General features: G+C 69.1%; 10 protein-coding genes and 1 pseudogene. 3 read left to right on the top strand and 8 right to left on the bottom strand.

From position 1 onward, the window contains the following. The first annotated feature begins 299 nt into the window (after positions 1-299). A complete protein-coding gene (locus ACH4FX_RS36465; protein ID WP_398485759.1) occupies positions 300-773 on the top strand; it encodes a MarR family winged helix-turn-helix transcriptional regulator in 474 nt (157 codons plus the stop codon). A gap of 208 nt (positions 774-981) precedes the next feature. Continuing rightward, complete coding sequence (locus ACH4FX_RS36470; RefSeq protein ID WP_398485760.1) at positions 982-2,574, top strand: DHA2 family efflux MFS transporter permease subunit; 1,593 nt, start codon at positions 982-984, stop codon at positions 2,572-2,574. A gap of 278 nt (positions 2,575-2,852) precedes the next feature. Here the strand turns inward: ACH4FX_RS36470 and ACH4FX_RS36475 are convergent, their stop codons facing one another. From ACH4FX_RS36475 to ACH4FX_RS36495, 5 genes are all read right to left on the bottom strand, one after another. Beyond that, positions 2,853-3,104, bottom strand: coding sequence for a hypothetical protein (locus ACH4FX_RS36475; RefSeq protein ID WP_398485761.1), 252 nt, complete (start codon positions 3,102-3,104; stop codon positions 2,853-2,855). A gap of 543 nt (positions 3,105-3,647) precedes the next feature. Beyond that, positions 3,648-4,094, bottom strand: coding sequence for a hypothetical protein (locus ACH4FX_RS36480; RefSeq protein WP_398485762.1), 447 nt, complete (start codon positions 4,092-4,094; stop codon positions 3,648-3,650). A gap of 365 nt (positions 4,095-4,459) precedes the next feature. Next, positions 4,460-4,801: a hypothetical protein gene (locus ACH4FX_RS36485; RefSeq protein ID WP_398485763.1), complete on the bottom strand. Its 342-nt coding sequence runs from the start codon at positions 4,799-4,801 to the stop codon at positions 4,460-4,462. Positions 4,802-5,091: 290 nt separating this feature from the next. After that, the gene (locus ACH4FX_RS36490) at positions 5,092-5,931 is read right to left on the bottom strand and encodes a hypothetical protein (protein ID WP_398485764.1); all 840 of its coding nucleotides are present in this window, start codon (positions 5,929-5,931) and stop codon (positions 5,092-5,094) included. Between the two features lie 677 nt (positions 5,932-6,608). Next, positions 6,609-7,112, bottom strand: coding sequence for a hypothetical protein (locus ACH4FX_RS36495; protein WP_398485765.1), 504 nt, complete (start codon positions 7,110-7,112; stop codon positions 6,609-6,611). A 484-nt stretch (positions 7,113-7,596) separates the two neighbouring features. Here ACH4FX_RS36495 and ACH4FX_RS36500 point away from each other — a divergent pair, with 484 nt between their 5' ends. Further along, on the top strand, positions 7,597-7,806 hold the full coding sequence (locus ACH4FX_RS36500; RefSeq protein ID WP_398485766.1) for a hypothetical protein: 210 nt from the start codon (positions 7,597-7,599) through the stop codon (positions 7,804-7,806). 494 nt (positions 7,807-8,300) lie between these two features. Here ACH4FX_RS36500 and ACH4FX_RS36505 read toward each other — a convergent pair whose 3' ends face one another. The 3 genes and pseudogenes from ACH4FX_RS36505 to ACH4FX_RS36515 form a co-directional block, all read right to left on the bottom strand. Continuing rightward, positions 8,301-8,486, bottom strand: a complete 186-nt coding sequence (locus ACH4FX_RS36505) for a hypothetical protein (protein WP_398485767.1) — start codon at positions 8,484-8,486, stop codon at positions 8,301-8,303. A 1,390-nt stretch (positions 8,487-9,876) separates the two neighbouring features. Then, entirely contained in the window at positions 9,877-10,800 is a 924-nt protein-coding gene (locus tag ACH4FX_RS36510; protein ID WP_398485768.1) for an endo-beta-N-acetylglucosaminidase H, read from the bottom strand. Positions 10,801-11,238: 438 nt separating this feature from the next. Then, positions 11,239-11,366: pseudogene (locus tag ACH4FX_RS36515) on the bottom strand (IS5/IS1182 family transposase); the annotation flags it as partial.

Here is an 11,366-nt window from a genome sequence, read left to right on the forward strand (position 1 = left end):
AAGCGTTGCGGACGGGAGCGGTCGCCGCCACGCTCGGGTAGGAGGAGTGGCCGCAGGCGTAGAGGACGTCGACATTTACGCCGAGCAGGGCGGGCACCAAAAGAAAGTCGCCTCTCACCCTGGAGCCGTTTCGCGCCTCGTCCTCTCCAGCCCCGGCCCTCAGAATCCAGTCGGTGGGCAGGGAGCCCTATCCACGCACCGTAGCGTCGGCCCCAGCGGGCGGCGGAAGGCCGCGTCCCACACCGCGCTACGCATCACCTATGTTGACATAGGTATAGGCGTATACGTAACCTGGTTCTGTGCCCGCTCCCGATGCATCACCCCAGGACATCGACCGTGTAGCCGCTGAGCTCGCGGAGTGCCTGCCTGCGTTGCACCGGGCTCTTGACCGCCGTATCGGCCAGGATTTTCCGCACTCCAAGCCCTCGGAGGGCCAGCTGAGTCTTCTGCGGCTGGTCGCTGAGCGTGAGGGCGTCACCGTGCGGGAGGCCGCCGGGGCATTGCTGATGAAGCCGAACAATGTCAGTGCCCTGGTTTCCCAGCTGACCGGCCAGGGCCTGCTGGAGCGCCGACAGGACGCCTCCGACAAGCGGGTCGCCCATCTGTACCTGACCGCGCTGGCGCGGCAGCGGCTTGCCGAAGCCGGACGAATCGCGGACGCGCACATCGCGCAAGCGCTGCGCACGCTCACCGACGGGCAGCTCGACGCCCTGGGGTCGGCCCTGGGAGCGCTGACGGCGCTGACTCGTCAGCTCCACGCCGCAGCGGGCTGACCCCCGGCCCCTGGAGGGACCACAGCGTCCCGCCCCAAAAGCGGCACCCGCTGCCCGTACCGCGGCTCCCGTGCGCTGCCCGGCTGCGCCTCTGCGTATGCCAAAACCCGAGCGCGGGCCTTCACATGCCCGGATTTGGCCGGATCGCCGGGTGCTTCCTGCCAGACATCCTCGCGACAACTCTCAGCACAAGGAAAGTAGAACGCCCATGCCCTCCACCACCGTGGACGACACGGTCCTGCCCGCCCACGCTCCACCGGACACCGCCCCGCGCGGCCGGCGGTCCAACCCCTGGCTGACACTGATCGCCGTGGCCTTCGGTCTGTTCATGGTCGGTCTGGACGGCTCGGTCGTCTCCATCGCCAACCCGGAGATCGGCCGGGACCTGAACGCCTCCACCGCCGATCTGCAGTGGGTCACCAACTCCTACCTCCTCGCCCTGGCCGCCACGCTGATCCTCGGCGGCAAACTCGGCGACCGCTTCGGACGACGCACGTTCTACCTGGTGGGCGTCGTAGGGTTCACTGCCGCTTCCGTAGCGATCGGCCTGGTCGGCTCAATCGAGGGTGTCATCGCCTTCCGAGCGCTCCAGGGCGTCTTCGGCGCCCTGCTGATGCCCAACACGCTCGCCCTGCTGCGGGCGGTGTTCCCGCCGAAGAGGTTCGGCATGGCGGTCGGCATCTGGGCCATGGTGTCGTCGGTGTCCACCGCGCTCGGTCCCATCGTCGGCGGACTGCTCGTCCAGCACGTCAACTGGGAGTCCGTCTTCTACATCAACGCTCCCATCGGCGTCCTCGCCCTGGCCTTCAGCGCCTTCGTACTGCCGCAGAGCAAGAACTCGGCCGCGGCCGGCGAGAAGTTCGACGTCATCGGCATCGTCCTGCTGGCTCTCGGCCTGCTCGCCATCGTCTTCGGAGTCGTCAAGGGCGAGACCTGGGGCTGGGGTTCGGGTGGCACGCTGGGCGCCATCGCCGCGGGACTCGTGATCCTGCTGATCTTCGGAGTCCATGAAACACGTGTCGCACATCCGCTGCTGCCGATGCGGCTGTTCCGCAACCCGGCTCTGACCATCGGTGCAGCCATCACCGCACTGAATTTCTTCGTCCTGCTCGGTGTGATCTTCTTCGTCATGCTCTACCTGCAGAACGTGCGCGGATTCACCCCGGTTGAAGCAGGCGTGCGTACGCTGCCACTGAGCCTGGCCTCGGTAGTCGCCTCACCTCTGGGTGCCAAGCTGACCGAGAAGTTCGGGCCGCGACTGACCATGCCCCTGGGCATGGTGCTGCAGGCCGGCGCCGCCTTCGCGATGCTCGCCTGGGGCGCACATTCCGCGTATGCGGCCATGTGGCCGCCGTTCATCGCGCTGGGCCTGGGCGTGGGCATGGTCATGGCCGCGTCCTCCGACGCCATCGTCGGCAACGCCCCGGTCACGGACGGCGGCGTGGCAGGCGGCCTGCAGGCCACCGCGCTGCAGGTCGGCGGCGCCTTGGGCACCTCGGTGCTGGTTTCGCTGATCAGCAGCCGGGTCGGCTCCACACTGACCGGCGAACTCACCGGCGCCGGAGTGCCCGCGCCGATGGCGCAGGGGCTGCACGAAGCCAAGGACGCGGTGGCGATGGGCGTCTCACCGGTGGCGAACGACATGGGCGCGCAGATCAAGGCCGCCGTCGTCGAGGGCAGCGGCCACGCCTTCATGAACGGTGTGCACACCGCCGCGCTGGTGACCGGCGTGCTCTGCGCCATCGGCGCCGTCCTCGCGGCCGTCGGCGTGCGACGCACTCCCGAATCCGCGCCTCACTGAGCTTGCCGAGCCCCGCCGCCCGGCAGCCCCCTGTCTTCGTCTTCCCAGACCAAGGCCGAAGAAGAGGGGCTGCCCGGCTGCGGGGGGCTGCGTTCCTCCCCCCTCGTTCCCCTCGTCCTCGTCGGCTCACTTGTCATCGCCCCTGGGGGCGTCCTAGGCGGTCTGGGCCGGGGCCAGGGCCAGGGCCAGGGCCATCAGAGCGTCCGGGCACCGTGCGGTTGTCCAGACGGCGGGCCAGATGCCGTGGGCCCCTACGGAATGTCCTTCACGGAGAGCCATCAAAAGTGCCCTAGCCCGGCGAACCGTTTCGGCCGGCTCGTCTGCCGGTTGTGGTGGAGCAGCCAGTCCCTGACTGCCAAGACCGGCACGACAAGGGCAGGCACGACCCACCACGCAATGCCGAGCAGGAAGCTGGCAGCCGCCACGGCGACGCAGGCGACGGACAGGGTGACGAGCAGCGGCTTGCCGTACCCGCCCAGGCTGAACGGCTCATAGTCACGGGGCTGGGCCAGTTGGACCGCACCGAACACGAGCCCCAGACCGCGAAGAGACCGAGAGCAGTTGCGATGGCGGCCGCCATCTGCGACTCATCGCGAGGTTCGTCGGAGGTGCTCTGGCGCAGCCCCTGCGTGCCGACCGTCATGATCCCGCCGCGCCAGCCGGTGGCGGCGACCTGGTCCCTGGGCCGGAGCCGCTCAAGCACCGGCTCCTTATCGGCGAAGGGCATGGTCTCGTTCCAGTACGGGGCGCCGGTGAGGGTCGCCGTGTAGGTCGCGCTCCAGCCACCGCCCTTGATCACCGTGTGCTCGACGGTGAGGGGAACCTCGCACCAGCAGTCCTCCAGCCTGCGCACCGCCGAGTGGGCGGGGCACGGCTCGGACGCTTCGTAGTCCCTGTACCGTGCAACGCCGGCGTGCAGCCACACAGCGAACACGTAGGAACAGGCCAACGCCGAAAGGAGCGCCAAGAAGATCAGTGACGCGCCCCGAGCCGCGTCCGTACCAAGGACTGCCCGCGAGACCACCCGGTGTCCCGCTGCGTACCGTCCGGCCTGCCGGGCGTGTGCGCCCTCGTCATGGCCATGGGTCTCTCCTTGCCGGACCTGAAGTCGCGTCACTCACGCTGTGCCCGCCCCGTCCTGTCGCCTCAGTCTCCCCTTCCGGAAGTCGGCGGGCATGCGCACAACAGGCGAACCGGTCTCCAGGAACGGGCCGCTGACCTCCAGTTGACTGCCGGAGGGGCTTCACGGCGCCGTGCACGCAGGCGTCCTTGCGCACCCGCAGGGCGAAGAGGGCGCCCTCGGGGGCGACCGGGGCGGTCTGGGTGAGGATGTGCTGTTCACCCATGCCGCTCACGATGAGCGTCCCGGGCTGCAGGCCGTCGCCGGTTCGGTAGCCGAGGCGCACCAGCGCCGTGCGCACGCGGTCCGGGTCCCATGCGTGGTCCTTCCAGAGGCGTTTGAGGACGGGTTCGATGCGGGCGGCTTCCTTGCGGGCGGCTTCTTCGCTGTCGGGGGACATCTCGCGCGGGACCTGAAGCCGTTGTTCTCCCGGTAGTGCGGGGCGCCGTCGTGGGAGTCGGACTTCACGTTGCCGCGTGCGGGGCCGATGGCGGACGGCGTGGGCGAAGCACTCGGGCCGGAGCCGGCGCGCTACTGGCCGCAGGCGGACAGGGCCAGGACGGCGCCCAGGAGGAGGTCCACAGCAAGGGAACGGGATCTGTGCATGACGAGAACTCTGCCACGGCGTCACCGCGGGGAACGCCTGCCGGCGAAACCGTGGCCCCGCGGCCTGGGGTGGCGGGGCGCGACGATGATGGAGGGCTCCCCCAACAGGACCGGGGCGTCCCTGCGGTGTTCCTGAGCTTCAGCCTTCTGCAGGCCCGGCTAGTCGCCAACCAGGAGCAGATAGCTGCCGGAAGTGGCCGCGCAGTCCTTCAGGTATCCGGCGAGGTCGCGGAGGGCAGCAATGTGGGAGGCGTCCGTGCAGCGGCCGAGGAGATCGGGTATTTCGCGGAGCGCGGCCTCGGCCTCTTGCTCGTTGAAGATGGTGTCGTTGTACGGATCGACCCTCCAGAGCTTCCCCGACGGGTTGGCGGGGAGCGTGGCGATGAGCTGAGCCAGCGCTTCGCCATGCTCGTGGGACTGGCGGATCAGTGTCGGCTTGCGCTTCGAGCGTCGGCCGGGCCAGTGCGGGCGGCCGTTGTGCAATTGCAGGTCAATCCCCATGAGCTGATTGTCTCGCGGCCCCATCCGGCGCCAGCGCGGGCACCCGCGCTCGAAGGGTCAGCCGAACTCGGTCAAGTGACCGTTCGCACTGAGACCGTGATCATTCTGATTCTCTCGCCGCTGCTGTACCGGGCATGGCTGAGCACCACTGACGGGTGCATAGCCACGCCAGCTTCCGTCGCGGGCCGGGTCAGGGCACAGAGCCTCATCGGGACGCGCCGGCGCCCGGGATGCCCGGGTACGCACGGGCCTCCATATCCGGCCCGGCGCCACGGCCGTCAGCGGAAAACCTACTCCGAGGCGTGCCGCACTACTCCGCTTGTATGGAAGATGCCGAAGATCGGCGCCGAGGCCATGCCGTCAAGGTGCTGCTGCCAGTGGGCGGCGTGGTCGTAGGCGCGGCGGAGACCGGCGGGGACCAGGCCCAGACGCTCGTTGGGGGCGGGGTGGCCCTGGGCCTGGGCCCAGGCGCGGAGGGCGTCGAAGTCCGGGGCGGGCGCCCCGTTGACTGCGTGGACGTGCAGCCGGTCGACGGTGAACACGGCCCGGGGCAGGGAGAGGCCCAAGCGGCTCTCGAAGACGGCCAGGACATGCCGCTTACGATCGGTGGCGTCGCCGCCGTCGTCTTCACGAAGGTCGGCGCCGTCGACGGTGAGGATCCGGGCGGCGACGAGATCGGGCATCAGCAGATCGGGCTCCTCCTCCCCCCCCCAGCGGACCCGCTCCTCCCCCAGTCCGAAACCGCAGAGGCTGCGGCCATCGCGCGCGTAGAACACGATGGCCGGCGGATGGTCGGGGTTGTGCGAGTAGTACACGGCCTCAACACCCTCGCGGGAGACTCCCTCAAGGCGCGACAGGCCCTCGCAATCGCCGTACTCGATCGCGAACGCCCACCCGGCGTGCTCACCGACGCGCACCACCCCTTTACCGGACTCGCCCGGCCCGGTACTCCTCCACGTCCAGATCAACGATCTCCGCGTCGTCATGGGATCGGCCCCGGGGTCCTCCGGCGCCCCCAGGCGCACCGCCAGCTCACGGGCATCGATGCCGCGGGCGAAGACCACACCGGCCATCGCCCCACTATCGGTATCCCCGTCGATCAACCACTGAATTCCGTCGCCCACGCCCACGGCGCCTCTCCCCGGATATGGTTGCAGATCGCCTGCACCTTCGCCGCCACCCTAAAAGGCTGCACTGACACTCCACCCCGCCGTCCGGTTTGCTCTGCCAGCAGTCGTGCTCGCCTCGGTGTCGATTGCCTCGATCCGGTGTCGCCCATTTCGACCAACCCGGTGGTGCCACCGCGCGAACCCTGCCGGTTGCCGGTGGTGGCTGCAAAAGCTGCTCACATGAACATGGAGAACATCTCCTCAGTCGCCGAGGAGCCTGGCGAGAGGGCCAAGCGCGGGAAGCCGAGTTCAGTTACCAGGTTCGACCGCACCTTGCAGATCGCTGGCCGTCCTGCCGGAGGCGACCGCGGCGCGGCGCCTGCGGCGAAGTTGTGCAGCCGGGTGATCAGCGCCCGTCCGCGCACTGCGACGGTGCCGAGCTGACGATGGTGATCGCCCGCAGGCCCCGAGCTGTAGCGGGACTGCGACCGGGGTGCCGTCACTGCTTCGCAAGGTATGTAGGAAGCCGAAGGCACCCCGAGCCTGGGCCCCTGGCACAATCCGCAAGCTCTGGAGCACGGTGAGGCGAAGGAATGGTGGCACTGTGAGGGGAAGCGTCACTGCTGCATGGAAAGCCACGTCTACGGGATGAAGTGGCCTGGGCAGGGGCGTCTGTGTGCACGTGCCGACTGGGCCCTCTACGGAAGCGACAGGTCATGCTGGATGACGCACTCGTCATCTCGCAGGTGCAGTCGGCAGAGATCTTGAAGTGCAGCAACGGGGAAGGGGTGCTGAACCCACTTTGCTCGATAGCCTTCTTCCCCGTGGATCCGCAATATTGAGTGTGCAGCTTCCATGACGGCATGGCTCAGAGCGCTTCGGTCTTGCCGTGAACTCCACACGAGCGTGCCGTCAGCGTCATTCGCATCGAAGCTCGCTGACATATCCGGGAACCGGTAGATCGAGATGTTAACGTTCGGGCCCTGACTCCGAAGGACCCACCTGAGTTCGTCCGGTTCGAGGTCGAAGGAGAACCGGTGGACGGTAGTAGGACCGTAGAGACCCGCAACGCCATGAAGCACGTCGGCAAGAGCATTCGTGCAGTAGCTGACGAAGTTCTTGTGCTCCGAAGTCCCGTCGGCAATTCGGCATATTGCCCAGCCGGACCCGCTGAGCTCCCAGCTGAACTCGAGATCAGTCATCGCCCTTGGCACTCCCAGAACCGGGGCCGGAAACCTGTGGGGCCTTGGCATCCAGGGCGGGCTTCCGCTTGGATCAGCCTTGCCAACTCCTCGGCGGACACACAAACGTGCCGCTCCCTGTTCTCCGCCTCCACCAGAATTTCGAGCATCCGCACACTCTTACACACCGCGATTGCAGCCTTCCAACAGCGTCTGCGTACGGCCCTGCTGTACGGCCAGGACCTCGCACTGGGGCCCGGCCGCCGCGCGGCTGATCGGACCGCAGGCGGTGAAGTGTGGTCGGCTGGGACCCGGGACAGCTGCAGGTCCAGGGCGTACACCGGCGCCTGGCCGGGACGCAGCGGAAGGTTTCGTTGCTCCAGGCCCCGCGTACCCGGCCCGCCACCGGGTCAAGGTCACGTCCTCAACAGTGTCAGGGGATGTGCAGTGCGCCGAGCGGCCGTCACCGGCGGCCCTCGTCAGTGGTGCCTGATAGACGACGGCTATGACGGAACACTCTCGGCAGACGCCGTTCTTGGATCGCTCCCTTGCCCTGCCGCCTGCGCGCCATGAGATCGCCACGAACGATTTCGAAGCACTGTGCCAGGGCTCCCAGGCGGTCAAGGACTGGACTCGGCAACAGGATGCCGCCCTGTGGAAGGAACCGGAGGCCCGAGGGCTGCGGGATCTGCCAATGGATGACGACCTGGCCTGAAGCCTGGATCAGCGGCAAGAGCAGGCGGCGACCCGCACCCCTGGGAGGTGCTCGCCCGTCTGGGCTGGCACGGAGAGAGGCGGTCCTTGGCATACCTGCGCCCCGACTTGTGGGAGGAAGAGACCGGCTCAATGCTGCCCTTCCAACGGACCTGCCGGGCAGACGGCCCGGCAGCCCGGAACCGGCCGCGCCGGGCGTCCTCGCGGGCAGCAGGGCCGCCTGGATCCAGCCGCGGCGCAGGGAGTATCCGGTGATGCGGCGCACGGCCCGGCAGGCGGCCCGCCAGCCCCCCCGGCTCACGCGGCAGCTCCGGCCAGGGCGGTGCCGACGAGCATCCGGGCGCAGGTGCGACAGGGCCGGTACGGCAGCGACCGGATCAAGTACCTGGCCCCGGCGGTGAAGCGGCCGCCCCGGGATAGGCCGTCTCGAACATGCCGTCGGCACGCCGCCGGGCGCGGTGGTCGGCGGCCGTAGAGCAGGCGCACGGTGGAGGCTCACGGGACGTGCCCGGAGGGACGCTTCTTCGAAACGGCCGGGCCGACCGGGTCGCCGCGGCCATAATGCCGCCCGAGCGGTGCGGGGCGCGGCAGGGTGCGGGTGCCGTCACTGGTCAGGCCGTAGCGGGCGGTCAGGCGCGCAGGGAGGGTCAGGGCGTACAGGGGGTGGCCGACGGCGGTCATCGTGATGGCCGGCTCAGGGGCGGGGCGAGGGCGCTCACAGCTGCTGCCCGGGCTCGCCGGGCGCCTGCCAGATGACGGTCACCGGCGGCGGGCCGCCGGCGGACCGGGCCGGGCGGTCGGTGGCCGCGTCCGCGTCGCTGACAGCGCAGCGCCCTGTGCCGCCACACCCTGCTCGCCGTACTGCGGCGGGATCTGACCCGTCATCCGCTCCCCCCGTTCCCCTAGCATGTCGTTGCGCACGCAGTATTCCGATCGCGCGCCGGTTGTTGAATCGCTGAACCGGTTCTGATTCCGGCTAAGCGCAGGGGGTCCGCGGTCCCCGCTCACGCGAGGTTCCGCACATGAAAGGCCGGAGCCGACCCGGCTCCGGTGCTCCCCCGTGGGGCGGCGGCGGTCCGGGCTTGTCGGATTTCCGATACCTGGGTATCTGCTGTGCCAGGTAGCCAAGACCGCCCGGACTTCAGCCGCTCCTGCCGTGTGTGCCACTGCCCGGCTCTGCGAGGCGAGCTGCCCCGCCGAGGCCGGGGCCTGCGTGGCGAGCCAGGCGGTGCTGCGCGCGGCGAGCAGGTGCTCGGCGGCACGGTGACGCACCTGTTGGGCGGCGGTGTCAACGGCCCGCTCGGCGACTTGGGCCGTGGGTGCAGGTGACGGCGGCGCCCCTGCGCGGCCCGGGCCTGCTCCGGCCCGCGGCCGAGCGTCCACGTCCACCGGGCGGCCACAACCGACCACGACCGCGGCGACCGTCTGCCGCAGCAGCAGCACCTCAGTCTCGTCCCGGACCCGGCACACCCCGCACAGACCGCCCACCTCCGGCCCCACACCGCTGGCACGACCGGGCCCGGTGATCCTGCTCGACGACCTCGGACTCAGCGCGGGCCCGCCAGGCGGTCGCCGCACGATCGGCCTCGGCCTCGACGGCCTGCCGACGGCACTCCTCGTCCCGTGCCAGATCCGCGGCCACGACCTCACGCAGCCGGCGCTCCGCCACCTGCCGGCGGGGTTGAAGTGGCGTCAGGCAGCTCGGCCCGCACCTGACTGGCGACGCGCGCACGGCGCCGTCGGCGGTCGGCACGCATCTCGGCGCACCGCTCACAGGCGGCGCCGGTGGACATCACGGCACCTTCGTCGCAGCGGGCGTCGGTGCAGGAGCTGGACCGGGCTTCATGACAAGGCAATGGCTGGGCAGCCACCTGCAGGGCACGGGCGTTCGCGCTGGCACCATCTTCTGCAAGGCGTAGCGCCTGGGATGCCACGGCCAGCTCCGAGGCGATATCGCACACCCTGTGACCGCGCCTTAACATCGTTGTCCAGGCGCGGCCTGCGCGGGACGTGCCCCTGCTGGATGCGGTGGGCTCCTCAGGGGTGTCGTGCGCCGGGGCGTGTGGTCGCCTTACGGCGTGTATACGGCGTTACTGCCGTACAGCTCCCGGGTGAAGGCGGAGACGTCGGCGCTGCGGTCGGTGCCGTCGAGGTTGTACGTGAGATAGACGCCGTACCCTTCGCGGACGGTGCGGCGGGCGAGGTCGGCGGCCGTGCTCTGCGCGGTTCGGCCGATCTCGACAGCCGCCGGTGAGAGCTTCGACTTGGGCAGTGCGATGCCGGGGACCTGCCAGGTTCCGTAGTACGGGTTCCAGGCGTAGTCGAACTTGGAGGAGATGTTGACGCCGCCGTAGGAGAGGCGGGAGGCGGACGGACCGATGTTGTAGAGGCTGATGATTTTGTCCGGCATGTTCGCGCGCAGTGCCGTCACCAAGTGCACGAACGAGCTGCTGTTGGGCCGGCCGGTGCCGTTGGTGCCGTACTTGGCGTACTCGTCGTCGAAGTCGATGCCGTCCAGGCCGTACTTGGCCACGGCGTCCGACAGCTGTTTCGCGAACGCAGAGGCCGCCTGCTGAGACGGGAAGTTGGCGAAGCCCGCGCCCTGGTGGTTGCCGAGTACCGAGAGGACGACCTTGATGCCCTTGTGTTGCAGCGGCCGCACCTCGGTGGCAACGTTGTCAAGCACGCGCTGCACGTTCTGGTTGAAGTGCAAATACGCCGTCTTCGTGTCCGTGTTGTAGTTGATGTTCGCCGCGAAGATCACGGCGACGTCGAAAGCGTTGCCGCCGCCGTTGGCGAGGGTGTACTTGCCTACGTTGAGCATGCTGTGGTCGTTCACCTCGACGTAGGCCACCGAGGTCGGCCCCTGCTTCTTGGGAGCGGGGTTGGGGGCCGCTGCCGCGCCGGTCGGGGCGGTCGCGCCGAAGGCCAGGGCCGCGATGGCCGAGAGCGCGAGCGCGGCCGTCCGCACTCTGCGCCGTACCAGATACAACATGGATGATCGGTCTCCCGTCATAGGGGCCGGCGCCCGACCTGTTCGCTGGCGCCGGGTGAGCCTTGCGAGTTCTACACGCGATTCAGATGTTCCGAAAGAGGTCCGCAGTGGTGTGAACACCCGCGAGATCACCGACGGAGCGAAAGTTGCCGTACAGGGTCACCGGGACCGAGCTGGTTTCAGCGGCGGGCGGGACCGCCCACGGCTATACCGAAAGGCCGCACCGCCCCCCCACCGGCAGGCGCGGCCACCCGGCCGGGAAGGGCCGGCACCTGGGCACAGCGGGCGAGATCGCCGAAGCCGCGGCCTTCACCCCACCAGTTGGTCAGGCGCGACGCCATGCCTCAAGGAAGCACTTTCGGTCTTTTGACGTCTCGAACTCTCGTCGGCCGGCGAGGGCGACGCGCCATGCACTCATCTCGGCGTCCCTTAGAGGTCCTAACAATGGCGTCGGACGTGTCGGTGGGTGATGAGGCAGGTGGCGAGGCCGAGGAAGGCTTCGTGGATGTCGTCGCGTCGTTCCCAGCGAACCCGTAGCCGGCGGAAGCCGTGGAGCCATGCGATGG

Origin of the sequence: Streptomyces sp. NPDC018019 (assembly GCF_044327805.1) — a bacterium.
GTDB lineage: Bacteria > Actinomycetota > Actinomycetes > Streptomycetales > Streptomycetaceae > Streptomyces.

Bases quoted from the DNA above. Each gene is read 5' to 3' on its own strand.
- ACH4FX_RS36500 (WP_398485766.1), top strand. From the start codon at position 7,597: ATGACGGAACACTCTCGGCAGACGCCGTTCTTGGATCGCTCCCTTGCC.
- ACH4FX_RS36480 (WP_398485762.1), bottom strand. From the start codon at position 4,094: ATGTCCCCCGACAGCGAAGAAGCCGCCCGCAAGGAAGCCGCCCGCATC.
- ACH4FX_RS36505 (WP_398485767.1), bottom strand. From the start codon at position 8,486: ATGACCGCCGTCGGCCACCCCCTGTACGCCCTGACCCTCCCTGCGCGC.
- ACH4FX_RS36485 (WP_398485763.1), bottom strand. From the start codon at position 4,801: ATGGGGATTGACCTGCAATTGCACAACGGCCGCCCGCACTGGCCCGGC.
- ACH4FX_RS36510 (WP_398485768.1), bottom strand. From the start codon at position 10,800: ATGTTGTATCTGGTACGGCGCAGAGTGCGGACGGCCGCGCTCGCGCTC.
- ACH4FX_RS36495 (WP_398485765.1), bottom strand. From the start codon at position 7,112: ATGACTGATCTCGAGTTCAGCTGGGAGCTCAGCGGGTCCGGCTGGGCA.
- ACH4FX_RS36470 (WP_398485760.1), top strand. From the start codon at position 982: ATGCCCTCCACCACCGTGGACGACACGGTCCTGCCCGCCCACGCTCCA.